Here is a 15,987-nt window from a genome sequence, read left to right as displayed (position 1 = left end):
CCGCAGCGCGCAAGGGCTGTGGCGGTGTGTGGATGATTTTGTGGATAACTACTATATATAGGTGTTCGCAATTATTAATGCACTATATATAGATATTGGCGCGATTCTTTTGATGTAGAACAAGGAAAACGGAAGAGCGTGCGCAAGCTGAACAGACGTCAATCGCCCGTTGGCCGATCGCGAAAATGTTCCAGCAGAAAATCCACCCAGACGCGCACCCGCGGCGGCAGATCCGCCGAGGCGTAATAGAGCCACAGCTGCACCGGGCGCGGCCAGCATTGCGCCAGCACCGGCCGCAGCGTGCCCTGCTCGAAGTGTTTCTCGACGTACCAGCGCGCCAGGTTGACGATGCCCAGCCCGGCCAGCGCCGCATCCAGCAACATTTCCGGCCGGCTCACCACCAGCCGGCCGTTCAGATCCAGCGCCAGCGTTTCGCCCTGATGGCGCAGCTGCCATTTGACGTGGCGGCCGTTGCCCGGGTTGCGGTGCAGCAGGCAGTCGTGGCGCAGCAGATCGTGCGGCGTTTGCGGTTCACCGCACCGTGCCAGATAGTCCGGCGACGCCGCCAGCACCATGTGCATCGGGTAGAGCGGGCGGGCCACCAGCCGGCTGTCGGGATCGACCCGGCTGCCGATGCCGACGTCGAAGCCTTCGCCCACCAGGTTCACCACCCGGGCGTCCAGCGACAGATCGAGATCGATCTGCGGATAGCGCGCCAGAAATTGCGGGATCAACGGCATCAGCATCTGGCGGCCGAAGCCGGGGATCATCGTGACGCGTACCACGCCGGCAGGCGCCTGCCGTTCGCCGCCGGCGCTTTCCAGCGTGGCCGCCAACGCCTGCCACAGCGGCGCCACCTGCACCAGCAGCGCTTTGCCCTCGTCGGTCAGCAGCACGTTGTGGGTGTTGCGCTGAAACAGCCGCAGCGCCAGCTTCTCTTCCAGCGCGCGGATGTTTTTGCTGACCGCCGCCGGCGTGACGCCCAGCTGGCGAGCGGCGGCGGAGAAATTTTGCGCCTGCGCGGCGGCGAGGAAGGCCGGCAGCAGGCGGTGCACGTCAAAGGGCAGCGACATAGTGGTTGATACTTTTGGTTGAAATTGAAGTGACCTTTAACAGCCTACACCCGAAGCGGCGGAAATGGAAAAATGCCCTCATCTTCTTATGACCGAGGAATCGTTATGTCGCGCATTTTAGTGTTAACCGCCCACCGCACTCCCGACGAGTCGCGCATCAACAAAGCGCTGATCGCGGCGCTGCGTCCGTTGCCCAACGTCACCGTGCACGAACTGATCCGCGCTTATCCGGATTACCGCATCGACGTGGCGCGCGAGCAGGAACTGCTGCAGAGCCATGATGCGGTGGTGATGCTGTTCCCGTTTTTCTGGTACAGCTCGCCGGCGATCCTCAGCGAATGGCAGGATGCGGTATTAACCTACGGTTTCGCCTACGGCAGCGAAGGCACCCAACTGCACGGCAAGCCGCTGCAGCTGGTGGTGAGCACCGGCGGCAACGCGCAGGCCTATACGGCGGAAGGGTACAACCGTTATCCGGTGCAGGATCTGCTGCTGCCGTTCCACGCCATGGCCAACCTGACCGGCATGGATTATCTGCCGCCGCATCTGGTGCAGGGCGTGAGCGACATGAGCGATGAGCAGTTGGCGCAAGAGGCCGCCGGGGTGGTAGCGCTGATGGGGAAATGGTAGGGCGCAGCGTTCGCCGCGCCCTGCGGGGTTAGTCTTCGAGCAGCCACCACACCGCTTCGAACGGCCGCAGCGTCAGCGCCTGCGGCTGGTCCGCCGAGTCGCTGTAGTTGCTCATCAGCGGGCGCCACTGGGCGGAAGGTTCCACGCCCGCCGCCGCCCAGGCCTGCGGCTCGCGGCTCAGGTTGGCCGCCACCAGCAGGCGCTGGCCGTTCCAGCTGCGCTGATAGCACCACAGTGCCGGGTGCTTCGGCGCCAGATCCTGATAGTCGCCGTGGGTCAGCAGCGGGTACTGCTTGCGCAGGGTGATCAGCTGGCGGTAGGCGTAAAACACCGAGTCGAGGTCGGCCAGCGCCGCTTCGGCGTTGATCTGCGGGTAGTTCTCGGCGCAGCCGATCCACGGCGTGCCGGTGGTGAAACCGGCGTGCGGCGCGACGCTCCACTGCATCGGCGTGCGGCCGTTGTCGCGCGATTTGTCGGCCAGGATCGCCAGCAGCTCGGCGTCGCTGCGGCCCTGGGCGCGCAGTTCGGCGTACATGTTCAGGCTTTCCACGTCGCGATACTGCTCGATGGCGCGGAAGCCGGGGTTGGTCATGCCGAGTTCTTCGCCCTGATAGATATAAGGCGTGCCCTGCATGCCGTGCAGCACCATCGCCAGCATTTTGGCGGCCGGCGCCCGCAGTGCGCCTTCATCGCCGAAGCGCGACACGATGCGCGGCTGATCGTGGTTGCACCAGAACAGCGCGTTCCAGGCGCGGTTATGCATCCCTTGTTGCCAGTGGCGGAAGATCTGCTTCAGCTCCACATAATCCGGCGCCGCCCGCGTCCATTTTTCGCCGCCGGCGTAGTCCACCTTCAGATGGTGGAAGTTGAAGGTCATCGACAGCTCTTCGCCGCTCTGCGCCGCGTATTGCTGGCAATGCTCGAGCGTGGTGGAGGACATCTCGCCCACCGTCATCAGGCCGCGCGGCTGGAACACGTCGCGGCTCATCTCCTGCAGGAACTCGTGGATGCGCGGGCCGTCGGTATAGAAGCGGCGGCCGTCGCCCTGGCTGTCGGACGGGAAGTCCTGCTGTTTGGACACCAGGTTGATCACGTCGAGGCGCAGGCCGTCGACGCCTTTGTCCGCCCAGAACTGGCACACTTTCTTCAGCTCTTCGCGCACCGGCGGGTGTTCCCAGTTGAGATCCGCCTGCTCGGCGGCGAACAGGTGCAGGTAGTACTGGCCGCTGTCGGCGTGCCACTGCCAGGCGTTGCCGCCGAACTTGGAACGCCAGTTGTTCGGCGGCGTATCGCCTTCGCCGTCGCGCCAGACGTAGAACTGGCGATACGGGCTGTGGCGATCCTGCGCGGCCTTGAACCACGGGTGCTCGGTCGAGGTGTGGTTGAACACCATGTCCATCACGATGCGGATGCCGCGCTGGTGGGCGGCGGCGACCAGCTGCTCGAAGTCCGCCATCGTGCCGTAAGCCGGATCGATGGCGCAGTAGTCCGCCACGTCATAGCCATTGTCCACCTGTGGCGACACGTAGACCGGCGTCAGCCAGATGGCGTCGACGCCCAGTTCCTGCAGATAGTCCAGCCGCCGGGTCACCCCGGCCAAATCGCCGTAGCCGTTGCCGGTGCTGTCCTGAAAACTCTTCGGATAAATTTGGTAGATGACGCCGTTCTGCCACCAGGGGGTTGGGTTGCTCATAGTTCAATACCTTTGAATCGTGACAACGGGCCCGTACCCTTCATCTTTCAAACTGCAGCGTTGTTGGCTGCTGGCGCTGCACCCCAGTCACTTACTTGAGTAAGCTCCTGGGGATTTGCACCCTTGCCGCCTAGCTGCAGCTCGAAAGCTATAGGGTATTTCCAGCCCCTACATTCATGTTGCGTATTTTGCGTGAATCAAACCGGCAGCTCGCCGCGGGCGGCCTTGCGTTTGTAGACCATGATGGTCAGCACCAGCGGGATGACGATCGCCACCAGAATCGCCAGCGAGTAAATCAGCCAGAACTGCGGCTTGATAGACAGAATGCCCGGCAGACCGCCGACGCCGATGCCGTTGGCCATCACGCCGTCCAGCCCGCAGATAAGGCCGGCGATCGCGGAGCCGATCATCGCGCACAGCATCGGGAAGCGGTATTTGAGGTTGATGCCGTACATCGCCGGTTCGGTTACGCCGAGATAGGCGGAGATCGCCGCCGGCACCGAGATTTCACGCTCGTTGGCCTTGCGGCTGATGATGATGATGCCGAGCACCGCCGAGGCCTGCGCGATGTTGGACAGCGCAATCAGCGGCCATACCGGGGTGCCGCCCATGCTCTGGATCATCTGCATGTCGATGGCCAGCGTGGTCTGGTGCACGCCGGTGATCACCAGCGGCGCATACAGGAAGCCGAACAGCGCGGCGCCCACCGGGGCGAAGCTGCCGGTCATCACCGCTTTCACCGCCCAGGCGACGCCGTCGCCGATCATGCGGCCGAACGGCCCGATCAGCGCGTGGGCCAGGAACACCGCCAGCAGCAGCGAGACCACCGGCACCACCACCAGATAGAGATAGTCGGGGACGATCTTTTTCAGCCGGGTTTCGATCCAGCCCAGCGCCATGCCCGCCAGGATCGACGGGATCACCTGCGCCTGATAGCCCACTTTCTGGATCACGAACCAGCCGAAGTTCCACACTTCCGGCGTTTGCTGGCCGAGCAGGTAGGAGTTCATCAGCTGCGGCGACACCAGGGTGACGCCCAGCACGATGCCGAGCACCGGCGTGCCGCCCATCTTTTTCACCGTCGACCAACAGATGGCCACCGGCAGGAACATGAAGATCGCTTCGCCCAGCAGCCACAGGAAGTCGTAAACGGTTTTCCACGCCGGGTGCATCTGCGCCAGCGTTTGGCCGCCGGACATCGGGATGTCGCCGATCACGTTGCGGAAGCCGAGGATCAGACCGCCGCTGATCAGCGCCGGCAGCAGCGGGAAGAAGATCTCGGCGAAGTGGGAGATGGTGCGCTCGGTCCAGGTCATGTTCTGGCGGGCGGCTACCTTGGCTTGTTCCTTGTCGGCCTCGTTGACGCCGGTGCTGGCGATCAGCGCCTGATAGTAGTCGCCGACGTCGGTGCCGATCACCACCTGGAACTGCCCGGCGTTGGTGAAGCAGCCTTTGACCATCGGCAGCTCTTCGATTTCTTTGGGGCTGGCCTTGCTGGGGTCATTGAGGACGAAACGCAGCCGGGTAATGCAATGGCTGACGGTGGCGATGTTCTCGCGGCCGCCGACCAAAACAATCAGGCGATCAATATCCTGCTGTTTTACTTTGCTCATTATGGGATACCTGCAGAGGTGTTGACTGAGTAATGATCAAAGCTTAGCCACTCGGCTTTTTGAATGAAATGGGAACGTTCCCGGTTTGGGGCGAGGATCACAAAATGGCAAAAAATGGTCAACTTCTAATAATCAGGGAGTCAGGAAAGTTTGCTGGGCACCACCAGGCGGCGGATCCCCTGTTCGCCGCTGAGCTGCGCCAGCAGCTGCTGCGCGGCCAGCAGGCCGGCGCTGCCGTAGCCGAACTCCACCGACAGAGTGTCGGGGAACAGGAAGCTGAGCAGCGGGGTGTTGCCGATGGCGCACACCTGGATGGCGCGCGCCGGCTGCTGCTGCAGGTACTTGATCGCGCCGAGGGCGATGCTGTCGGAGGCGCAGATCAGCGCGCTGGTGTGCGCATCGATCACTTCGGCGGCGTGCTGGAAACCGCTCTGGTAACTCAGCTCGCCCAGCGTGGCGCGCGGCGTGAGCGTGAGGCGTTCACAGGCGTCGAGATAGGCCTGGTAGCGGCGCTGGCCGGTGGTGGCGTCGCTGAGCTGCACCCCCAGATAGCCGATATGCCGATGCCCCTGCCGGTACAGACGATCCATCAACAGGTTCACCGCGCCGGCGTCGTCGTAGCAGACGGACGAGAAGCCGTCGTATTCGCGCACCATCACCACCATTTTTTCCTGCCACGGTTTGAGCATCGCTGCGGTCAGGCCGGTGAAGCCGAACAGGATCACGCCGTCGACGTTGCGCTGGCGCAGTACGTGCAGATGCTCCTGCACCAGGCGGGTTTCGAACTGGCTCTCCATCACGATCGGATCGAAGCCTTGCTGATACAGCAGCGGCAGCATGGTGCGCACCGCCTGGTTCTCCGACGGCGAATCGAGACGGGAAACGATGATGCCCACCACCTTGTCGCTTTGGCCGCGCATGGCGCGCGCCGACTTGGAGGGGGTAAACCCTTGCTGACGGATCACCGCTTCCACCCGTTCGCGGGTCTGCGGGCTCACGCTGCCTTCATTGTTCAACACGCGTGAGACGGTGGATTTGCCTACGCCGCTCAGGCGCGCGATGTCCTTGATGGTCAGCCGGTTTTGCATGGTTTACTTTTCGTTGAGGTGGACAGGCGTAACATAATGGCCTGTAAAACAATGCCCGTCAGCATAGCTCATTTTCCGACGCGGATCTTGATGCAAAACGGGATTGTTGCACTGCGCTGAACGGCCGCTCCTGCCGCTCTGTTTTTCCCTTTACCGGAGGTTATACCCTATATGGACCCCGACCCGACTGCTTTAGACACTCACTCGGTTCTCCGGTAAAACCTCTCCGCCTGGCGCTGCTGTTTTACCGGTGAAAAACATCACGGTAACCGGTAGCGCGCGCTTCGTCGTTCGCTCCTGCTGCTGAAAAAAAGAATAAGGATCTGCGTTGGCAGAGGCTTTTTGGCGCATCCGCCATTCGCCCGGCCGATGACGATCCCCGTTTACCCGCTGCCGTGAGGCACCGGGCGACGAGGTGCGAATCATGAAACTGAAAAAACTCCCCCGTCAGCTGCTGGGCCTGTTCGCCCGCGGCCTTCCGCGCCGTTTGGTGCGCCGCGACAGCCTGCTGGACAGCGTCAGCGGCGCTGCGCGCGATATGCCGGCCGGCCTGGCGCAGCAGCGGCTGGAATGCGCCGCCGCAGAGACGATGCAGCTGTTTGAGCGTTTCCACAGCCACCCGGAAGGTATCACCGCCCATGAGGCGGAACAGGTGCGCCAACGCTGCGGCGAGAACGTCATCGACGATCAGCAGAAAGAGGCCTGGTGGCAACACCTCTGGCACTGCTACCGCAACCCGTTCAACCTGCTGCTGACCGCGCTCGGCATGATCTCTTACGCCACCGAGGATCTCACCGGCGCCTTGGTGATCGCGCTGATGGTGCTGATCTCCACGCTGCTGAACTTCATCCAGGAGGCGCGCTCCAACCGGGCGGCCGATGCGCTGAAAGCGATGGTGAGCAACACCGCTACGGTCATCCGCAGCGATGCGCTCACCGGCAGGAGCGAGCATGTGGAGCTGCCGATCGCGCAGCTGGTGCCGGGCGATATCATCAAGCTGGCGGCCGGCGACATGATCCCGGCGGATCTGCGCGTGCTGTCGGCCAAGGATCTGTTCATCAGCCAGGCGGCGCTGACCGGCGAATCGCTGCCGGTGGAGAAATCTGCGGCGTCGCAAGCGCTGGCGGCCGATCCGCTCGATTGCCAGAATCTGTGCTTCATGGGCACCAACGTGGTCAGCGGCACCGCGCTGGCGATGGTGATCGGCACCGGCGGCAGCACCTATTTCGGCCAGCTGGCGCAGCGCGTCACCAGCCAGGATGAACAGCCGAACGCCTTCCAGAGCGGTATCAGCAAGGTCAGCTGGCTGCTGATCCGCTTTATGCTGGTAATGACGCCGATCGTGCTGCTGATCAACGGCTACACCAAGGGCGACTGGTGGGAAGCGGCGCTGTTCGCGCTGTCGGTGGCGGTCGGGCTGACGCCGGAGATGCTGCCGATGATCGTCACCTCGACGCTGGCCAAAGGGGCGGTGAAGCTGTCGCGCCAGAAGGTGATCGTCAAACGGCTGGACGCCATCCAGAACTTCGGCGCGATGGATATTCTGTGCACCGACAAGACCGGCACCCTGACCCAGGACAAGATCGTGCTGGAGCGCCACACCGATGCGTTCGGCGCCGGCAGCGAGCGGGTATTGCGCTACGCCTGGCTGAACAGCTTCTACCAGACCGGGCTGAAAAACCTGCTCGACGTGGCGGTGCTGAGCTGCGCGGAGCAAAATCAGCAGCCGCAGGCGCTGCAAAACTACCGCAAGGTGGATGAGATCCCGTTCGACTTCGTGCGCCGCCGCATGTCGGTGGTGGTGGCCAAAGACAACGACTATCACGAGCTGGTGTGCAAGGGCGCGCTGGAAGAGATGCTGGCGATTTGCAGCCACGTGCGCCACGAAGACGAGGTGATCCCGCTCAGCGAGGCGTTGCTGGCGCGCATTCGCCGCATCACCGACGATCTCAACCAGCAGGGGCTGCGGGTGGTGGCGGTGGCCAACAAGATCCTGCCGGCGCAAACCCATGAATACGGCGTGGCGGACGAGTCGGATCTGATCCTCGAAGGCTACGTCGCTTTCCTCGATCCGCCGAAGGAAAGCACCGCACCGGCGCTGGCGGCGCTGAAACAGAACGGCGTCACGGTGAAGATCCTCACCGGCGACAACGAGCTGGTGGCGGCCAAAGTGTGCCGTGACGTCGGGCTGGAGGCCGATCATCTGCTGCGCGGCAGCGAGATCGAGCAGATGGACGACGAGCAGCTGGCACAGGTGGCGGCGCGCACCACTGTGTTCGCCAAGCTGACGCCGCTGCACAAGGAGCGCATCGTCAAACTGCTGCGCCGTCAGGGGCACGTGGTGGGCTTTATGGGCGACGGCATCAACGATGCACCGGCGCTGCGCGCGGCCGACATCGGCATCTCCGTCGATTCGGCGGTGGATATCGCCAAGGAAGCGGCGGACATCATCCTGCTGGAAAAAAGCCTGATGGTGCTGGAGCAGGGGGTGATCGAAGGGCGCCGCACCTTCGCCAACATGCTGAAATACATCAAGATGACCGCCAGCTCCAACTTCGGCAACGTGTTCAGCGTGCTGATCGCCAGCGCCTTCCTGCCGTTCCTGCCGATGTTGCCGCTGCACCTGTTGATTCAGAACCTGATGTACGACATCTCGCAGATCGCCATCCCGTTCGATAACGTCGACGACGATCAGATCACCCAGCCACAGCGCTGGAACTCCGCCGATTTGGGGCGGTTTATGGTGTTCTTTGGGCCGATCAGTTCGATCTTCGACGTGCTGACCTTCAGCCTGATGTGGTGGGTGTTCAAGGCCAATACGCCGGAAATGCAGACGCTGTTCCAGTCCGGCTGGTTCGTGGAAGGGCTGCTGTCGCAAACGCTGATCGTGCACATGATCCGCACGCGCAAAATTCCGTTTATCCAGAGCCGCCCGTCCTGGCCGCTGTGCATCATGACGCTGGCGGTGATCGCCACCGGCATCGGCCTGGTGTTCTCGCCGCTGGCCGGCTTCCTGCAGCTGCAGGCGCTGCCGCTCGGTTACTTCCCGTGGCTAGTGCTGATCCTCGCCGGTTACATGGTGCTGACCCAGTGCGTGAAAGGCTGGTTCGTGCGCCGCTACGGCTGGCAATAACCCGTTCGCCCCCTCCGGCCGGGAGGGGGCAACTGTGATCCCGTCCGCTTTTTCACCGCAACGGTTGGACATCTGCTCTGTGCTGAGTCTTTATCTACAGCGTTGGCTGTTTTCCCCTGCGCCTTTCAAGCCACCGCGTTGTTGGCTGTACGCCCGCCCCCCAGTTACTTAGCAGACCTAAGCGCCTGAGGATGCGGGCGCTTGCCGCCTAGCGGTGGTTTGAAATTCATTGGGGATATTTTGTTTTTTTCCTCTGAGGAATTTCCGATGCACAGACCTTTCCGTTATACGCTACTGGCTTCATCGTTATGGTTTTCTTGCGGCGCGCTGGCGCAGCCGGCGGGTGATTTGCCGCTGATGCCCTGGCCGCAGCAGGTGGAAGTGACGCAACCGGCGGGCAAACTGATTTTGGATCACCGGCTGTCGTTAAGCCTCCAGGGCGATGATTTGGGCGACGCGCTGCCGCGCTGGCGCCAGCGCATCGAACTGCAGACCGGCTGGACGCTGGCGCCGAGGGAAGAAGCGAACGGCGCGGCGATCAAGGTGGTGATCAAGGATCGGGTGGCGGCGCAGCCGCTGCCGGGCAGCGACGAAAGCTACCGGCTGGCGGTCACGCCGCAGGGCGCCACGCTGACCGCCAACACCCGCTTCGGCGCGCTGCGCGGCATGGAGACCCTGCTGCAGCTGCTGCAGACCGACGGGCAAAATACCTTCCTGCCGCTAGTGGATATTCGCGACGTGCCGCGCTTCCCGTGGCGTGGCGTCTTGTTGGATTCGGCGCGCCATTTCCTGCCGCTGCCGGACATTCTGCGCCAGCTTGACGGCATGGCGGCGGCCAAGCTCAACGTATTCCACTGGCACCTGACCGACGATCAGGGCTGGCGCTTCGCCTCCGAGCATTACCCCAAATTGCAGCAGCAGGCCAGCGACGGCCTGTTTTACACCCGTGAGCAAATGCGGCAGGTGGTGGCTTACGCCACGGCGCGCGGCATTCGCGTGGTGCCGGAGATCGACATGCCGGGGCACGCCTCCAGCATCGCGGTGGCCTATCCCGAGCTGATGAGCGCGCCGGGGCCGTATCGCATGGAGCGCGAGTGGGGCGTGCATAAGCCGACGCTAGACCCGACCCGCGACGAGGTTTATCAGTTTGTCGACACGATCGTCGGTGAATTGGCAGAGATCTTCCCCGATCCCTATCTGCACATCGGCGGCGACGAAGTGGACGCCAGCCAGTGGCGGGCGTCGCCGTCGATACAGGCGTTTATGCAGCAGAACGGGCTGGCGGATACCCATGCGCTGCAGGCCTACTTCAACCAGAAGCTGGAAAAAGTCCTCGAGAAGCACCAGCGGCAGATGGTCGGCTGGGATGAGATCTACCACCCGTCGCTGCCGCGCTCGATCGTCATTCAATCCTGGCAGGGGCAAGACTCGCTGGGCGCCAGCGCGCAGGATGGCTATCAGGGCATTCTCTCCACCGGTTTCTATCTCGATCAGCCGCAAAGCACCGCCTATCACTACCGCAATGAAATTCTGCCGCAGCCGCTGGGGGTCGAGACGGCGGTGCAGCCCGGCGAGCAGGCGCAAAGCTGGCGTTTCAGCATGCCGCGCCTGAAGGGAAGCGCGGTGGAAGGCAGCTTCACGCTGATCGAGGGCAAGCAGGGCTGGCGCGGCTTTATCGATTTCAACGGCAAGTCACGCCGCGCGGTGCACGACATCGTCTGGCGCACGCCGCAGCAGGTGACGTTCCGCGTCGATACCTGGATGGGCGACACACGGCCGGTGTTTACGCTGCAACAGGACAAGCTCAGCGGCTATACGCTGGTCGGCAACGTGCGTTACCCCACCAGCGGCGACAAGCTGGCGGCGGCGCCGGCGGGCAAGATGCCGGTGGTGCCGGACGAGAAGGGGCAGGCCAACATTCTCGGCGGCGAAGCGGCGCTGTGGGCGGAAAACGTGCGCGCGCCGCTGCTCGATCTCAAGCTGTGGCCGCGCGCCTTCGCGGTGGCGGAGCGGCTGTGGTCGGCGCAGGACGTCACCGATGAAAGCAACATGTACCGGCGGCTGGCGGCGATCGACGCCTGGTCGGTGGTGTCGGTCGGCCTGCAGCAGCACGCGGAAACGGCGCGCGAATTCACCCGCCTGAGCAACAGCGTGCAGATCCTGCCGCTGCAGATCCTGGCCGAGGCGGTGGAGCCGGCGCAGTATTACACCCGCCAGCACCTGAAGTTCCAGGCCGGCAACTATCACCAGTTCGAACCGCTGAACCGCTTTGCCGATGCGCTGCCGCCGGAAAGTGAGGCGGTGCGCGCCATGCATGCCCAGGTCGCGGCCTTGTTGCAGGACAAGCGCGATAAGGCGGCGGCGCAGGCGCTGCGCGAACGGTTGCAGCGCTGGCAGGCGAACGGCGCGGCGCTGCAGACGGCGATCGCGGGCAACCGCGCGTTGCGGGAGCTGGCGCCGGTGGCGCAGGACGTCGATGCCCTGGCCGCATTGGGCTTAACGCTGCTGGAGCGCCATCAGCAGGGCAAACCGCTGAGCCGGGCCGAAGCAGAACAAGTGCAGCGCCAGCTGGATGCGGCGGCGCAGACGCGCGACGAAGTGGTGATTGCGGCGGTGTACCCGCTGGAGGCGTTGCTGCGGGGGTTGCAGGTGCAATGAGGCGGACGGGCTCGTGTGAGCCCGGATCCCTACAGCTGCAGCGGCGGCAACTGGGTGAAAATGCTGACCAGCCCTTCGCCCCAGCCCTTGCGGATGGCGCTGAAGTACGGATGATCTTCGGTAATGCGGTATTGCCGGGCATGGCTGAAGCTGTCGCGCGGGTAGATCATCACGTCGAGCGGCAGCCCGACGGACAGGTTGCTGCGTAAGGTTGAATCCAGTGAAATCAGCGCGCATTGCATCGCTTGTTCCAGCGGCGTGTCGTAGTGCAGTACCCGGTCGATGATCGGTTTGCCGTATTTGCTTTCGCCTATCTGAAAATAGGGCGTGTCGCGGGTGGCTTCGATAAAATTGCCTTGCGGGTAGATATGGAACAGCCGCATCTCTTCCCCGCTAATTTGGCCGCCGAGCAGCAGGTTGCAGCTGAAGTCGGTGGTGCTGCCGCTTTGCTGCGCCTCACTGTCGCGCTGGATCACCTCGCGCACCGTTTCCCCCACCAGCGTGGCGGCGTCGTAGAGGCTGGGAGCGTTGAGCAGGTTGGGGCGTTCGGCGTCCTTGCTGCGGTGCAACAGCAAACTGATGATGCTCTGGGTGGTCGCCAGGTTGCCGGCGCTTTGCAACACCAGCGTGCGATCGCCGTCCTGTTGGAACACGTGCAGTTTGCGGAAGGTGGAAATATGATCCACCCCGGCGTTGGTGCGCGAATCGGACGCAAAGACCAGCCCGGACGACAAACGCATGGCCACACAGTAGGTCATACTACAATCCCTCAAAACAAGACCGGCACGCCGCCAACGCGCAGCGTGCCCGAAACATTTGCCATCGGCAAGCGGCTACTGGCCGGTTGGCATCATTTGTACGGCGGCGATGGCGCTCATGTCTTCGCAGCCGCCGCCCAACCGCATGCCGCGCACCGGGCAGGCGTCCAGATAATCGATGCCGACCGCCAGCTTAAGGTGCTGATTTGGCATGCGCGTATTGTTGGTCACGTCGAAGCTGTGCCAGCGTTCCTCCACCCACACTTCCGCCCAGGCATGGGTGGCGACATGGGTCGAGTCTTCGCTGTACAGGTAGCCGCTGACGTAGCGCGCCGGGATGTTCAGGCTGCGGCAGCAGCTCAGGAAGACATGCGTATGATCCTGACACACGCCGCTGCCGGCGGCGAACGCCTCGGCGGCGCTGTCTGTCACGCGCGTGGAGCCTGGGCTGTAAGGCATCTTCAGCAGCAGCTCGCCCATCAGATGTTCCAGGCCGCTCAGCACCGCCTGCGGTTGATGATAACGCAGGGCGAAGGCCTGAATGGCGTCATCGGGCTGGGTCAGCGGGCTATGGCGCAGAAATACCAGCGGCGACAGATGCCCGAGCGCCCGATCTTCGACGCCGTCTTCAATTTCCACTTCCCCGAGCACCCGAATGGTGATGGCCTGATGCGGTTCATCGAGCGTCAGCACGTGCAGTACGTTGCCGAAGGCGTCGGTGGTGCGCACCGCGTCATCCGGCAACGACAGTTGCCAGGAGAGGATGCGCTGATGCGGCGAATCCTGCGGCGTCAGCCGCAGATATTGGGTGCTGCGCTGCACCGGCTGGGCGTAGCGATAATGGGTGTTGTGTTCAATATTCAGTTTCATTGCGCCTCCAGATAAGTGTGATGGATGCTTTCGGCGATGCCGTTCACCTGGCCGAGAAAGGCGCTCAACCACTCGCCCAGGCCGATCTTGTTCAGATCCTTCATGCTGCTGAAGCGCAGCTCGGCATGCAGGGTGTGCGCCAGACGTCGCGGTTGGTTGGCGCCGCCGCCGATCAGTTCCAATTGCTGCACCATGTCGCCGACGCAGGCCAGCAGTGAACGCGGAATTTCATTGCGCAGAATCATCAGTTCGGCGATGGTCTCGCGGCTCAACGGCTGCTTGTAGATGCTGTGGTAGGCTTCGCGCGCGCTCACCGCCCGCAGCAGCGTGTCCATACGGTAATATTCGCGCACCGGGTCGCCGTCGATGTCCATCAGCGTGTTCTTCACCTCCAGCAGACGGGCGGTGCCGTCGGCCCGCTCCAGCAGGGTGCCGAGACGGATAAAGCGCATGGCGTCGCTGCGCAGCAGCGTGCCGAACATGGCGCCGCGAAACAGATGGGCGCGCTCCTTCACCCAGTCGAAGAAGGCATCGGCGCCCACCGAGCCGATGCCCTGGCGGCGGATCAGTTTCATCTCTATCCAGGTGGCGTTGATGCACTCCCAGACTTCGGACGACAGGCTGCCGCGCACCGCGTGGGCGTTGTTCCAGCCCATTTGCAGGCAGCTGAAGATGCTGCTGTGGTTGCGGTTGTCGAGCGCGAAGAAACTGACCAGATTCGGCATCGTCAATTCCGGGTAGGCGGCGGCATACAGCTGGCCGGTGCCGGTCAGATTGAGCGGCACCTGCAGATCCTGATCGCCGCCGTCGCGGATCGGCATCATCGACAGCTTGTTGGTGACGTCCAGCACCCGGGCGATGCTTTCCGCCCGCTCCAGATAGCGGGCCATCCAATAGAGTTCACTGGCGGTGCGGCTCAGCATAGGTCGTCCTCCAATACCCAGGTGTCCTTGGTGCCGCCGCCCTGCGACGAGTTCACCACCAGCGAACCTTCCGCCAACGCCACCCGGGTCAGGCCGCCGGGCACCAGGCGGATCTCCGCGCCGCTGAGGGCGAACGGCCGCAGATCGATATGCCGCGGCGCCAGACCATCGTTGACGAAGGTCGGGCAGGTGGACAGCGCCAGCGTGTTTTGCGCAATGTAATTCTGCGGGCGAGCCAGCAGCAGCGCACGGAAGCGGGCGAGCTCGTCCTTGCTCGCCGTGGGGCCGATCAACATGCCGTAGCCGCCGGCGCCGTGCACCTCTTTCACGACCATCTGTTCGAGGTTGGCCAGCACATACGACAGTTCGCTTTTATGCCGGCACTGCCAGGTCGGCACGTTGTTGAGGATCGGTTCCTCTTGCAGGTAGAAGCGCACCATATCCGGCACGTAGGGGTAGATCGATTTGTCGTCGGCCACGCCGGTGCCGATGGCGTTGGCCAGCACCACATTGCCGGCGCGATACACCGACAGCAGCCCCGGTACGCCGAGCATCGAGTCCGGCCGAAACGCCAGCGGATCGAGGAAGGCGTCGTCCACCCGACGATAGATCACGTCCACTTTGCACGGCCCGGCGGTGGTGCGCATGAACACCGCGCCGTCCTTGACGAACAGATCGGCGCTTTCGACCAGCTCCACCCCCATCTGCTGCGCCAGGAAACTGTGCTCAAAATAGGCGCTGTTGAAGCGGCCCGGCGTCAGCACCACCACGGTGGGATCGTTGATGGGCGAGCTTTCGCGCAGCGTTTGCAGCAGGTGCGACGGGTAGCGCTCCACCGGCGCGATGCGTTGCCGGGCGAACAGTTCCGGATACAGACGCATCATCATTTTGCGGTTTTCCAGCATGTAAGAGACGCCGGACGGGGTGCGCAAGTTATCTTCCAGCACATAGTATTGGCCGTCGCTGTTGCGGACCATGTCCACGCCGACGATATGCGCATAGATATCGCGATGCAGATCAACGCCTTGCATACAGGGTTGATACTGATCGTTGGCCAGCACCTGCTCCGCCGGAATGAGGCCGGCCTTCAGAATATGCTGCTGGTGGTAAATGTCATGCAGGAAGGCATTGAGCGCCTGTACGCGCTGGCGAATGCCGCGATCGAGCATCGCCCATTCGGCGGCCGGAATAATGCGCGGCACGCTGTCGAACGGGATCAACCGCTCGGCGCCGTCATCGTCGCCGTAGACGTTGAAGGTGATGCCCACCCGGTGAAACAGCAGCGCAGCCTCTTCCCGCTTGCGTTGCACGGCCTGGTGATCGGCCTGCTGCAGCCATTGCCAGTAGGCGTCGTAGTGGCCACGGTGTTTTCCCTCAGCCAGAAGCATCTCATCAAAAAACGGTGAAGCGGAAAGATTGATATTCAGCATCGTCACCTCGTCGACATTGCAGGCTGTCAATCAATCGAGCATAAAACGTGCCAAGGCGATAACGGGCGAAAATGGCGCAGAGCGAGGCTGCCGCGGCGAAAAACGCCCGTTTGCGGTG

11 protein-coding genes are annotated in these 15,987 nt (G+C 63.1%); 3 read left to right on the top strand and 8 right to left on the bottom strand.

Annotation, left to right across the window (positions count from 1 at the left end; translation table 11 throughout):
- Positions 1-158: 158 nt before the first annotated feature.
- A complete protein-coding gene (locus ACMGF7_RS05495; protein WP_420286383.1) occupies positions 159-1,073 on the bottom strand; it encodes a LysR family transcriptional regulator in 915 nt (304 codons plus the stop codon).
- Positions 1,074-1,178: 105 nt separating this feature from the next.
- On the opposite strand from ACMGF7_RS05495, the gene ACMGF7_RS05490 reads away from it, so the two are divergent.
- Positions 1,179-1,703 (top strand): NAD(P)H-dependent oxidoreductase, encoded by a 525-nt coding sequence (locus ACMGF7_RS05490; protein WP_164095772.1) that lies wholly within the window; start codon positions 1,179-1,181, stop codon positions 1,701-1,703.
- 28 nt (positions 1,704-1,731) lie between these two features.
- On the opposite strand, the gene treC is transcribed toward ACMGF7_RS05490, so the two are convergent.
- From treC to treR, 3 genes are all read right to left on the bottom strand, one after another.
- Positions 1,732-3,396 (bottom strand): alpha,alpha-phosphotrehalase, encoded by a 1,665-nt coding sequence (treC, locus tag ACMGF7_RS05485; RefSeq protein ID WP_197763698.1) that lies wholly within the window; start codon positions 3,394-3,396, stop codon positions 1,732-1,734.
- Between the two features lie 197 nt (positions 3,397-3,593).
- A complete protein-coding gene (treB, locus tag ACMGF7_RS05480) occupies positions 3,594-5,009 on the bottom strand; it encodes a PTS trehalose transporter subunit IIBC (RefSeq protein ID WP_019453304.1) in 1,416 nt (471 codons plus the stop codon).
- 140 nt (positions 5,010-5,149) lie between these two features.
- Positions 5,150-6,097 (bottom strand): trehalose operon repressor TreR, encoded by a 948-nt coding sequence (gene treR, locus ACMGF7_RS05475; RefSeq protein WP_015376450.1) that lies wholly within the window; start codon positions 6,095-6,097, stop codon positions 5,150-5,152.
- 424 nt (positions 6,098-6,521) lie between these two features.
- On the opposite strand from treR, the gene mgtA reads away from it, so the two are divergent.
- Both mgtA and ACMGF7_RS05465 read left to right on the top strand, forming a co-directional pair.
- Positions 6,522-9,230: a magnesium-translocating P-type ATPase gene (gene mgtA, locus ACMGF7_RS05470; protein ID WP_197763699.1), complete on the top strand. Its 2,709-nt coding sequence runs from the start codon at positions 6,522-6,524 to the stop codon at positions 9,228-9,230.
- Between the two features lie 267 nt (positions 9,231-9,497).
- Complete coding sequence (locus tag ACMGF7_RS05465) at positions 9,498-11,888, top strand: beta-N-acetylhexosaminidase (protein WP_273874813.1); 2,391 nt, start codon at positions 9,498-9,500, stop codon at positions 11,886-11,888.
- Positions 11,889-11,917: 29 nt separating this feature from the next.
- Here ACMGF7_RS05465 and ACMGF7_RS05460 read toward each other — a convergent pair whose 3' ends face one another.
- The 4 genes from ACMGF7_RS05460 to ACMGF7_RS05445 form a co-directional block, all read right to left on the bottom strand.
- Positions 11,918-12,646 (bottom strand): proteasome-type protease, encoded by a 729-nt coding sequence (locus ACMGF7_RS05460; protein WP_015376453.1) that lies wholly within the window; start codon positions 12,644-12,646, stop codon positions 11,918-11,920.
- Between the two features lie 75 nt (positions 12,647-12,721).
- On the bottom strand, positions 12,722-13,516 hold the full coding sequence (locus tag ACMGF7_RS05455) for a transglutaminase family protein (RefSeq protein ID WP_004933384.1): 795 nt from the start codon (positions 13,514-13,516) through the stop codon (positions 12,722-12,724).
- Positions 13,513-14,439 carry an alpha-E domain-containing protein gene (locus ACMGF7_RS05450; RefSeq protein WP_004933382.1) on the bottom strand — a complete coding sequence of 309 codons (927 nt, stop codon included), beginning with the start codon at positions 14,437-14,439 and terminating at the stop codon, positions 13,513-13,515. The genes ACMGF7_RS05455 and ACMGF7_RS05450 overlap by 4 nt, the downstream gene beginning before the upstream one ends.
- On the bottom strand, positions 14,433-15,869 hold the full coding sequence (locus tag ACMGF7_RS05445) for a circularly permuted type 2 ATP-grasp protein (RefSeq protein ID WP_049187800.1): 1,437 nt from the start codon (positions 15,867-15,869) through the stop codon (positions 14,433-14,435). Before ACMGF7_RS05445 ends, ACMGF7_RS05450 begins: the two co-directional genes overlap by 7 nt.
- Between the last annotated feature and the right edge of the window lie 118 nt (positions 15,870-15,987).

This window comes from Serratia sp. BNK-17 (assembly GCF_048684935.1).
In the GTDB taxonomy this organism is placed as follows: Bacteria; Pseudomonadota; Gammaproteobacteria; order Enterobacterales; family Enterobacteriaceae; genus Serratia; species Serratia nematodiphila.
This window is presented reverse-complemented; position numbering and strand designations above follow the sequence as displayed.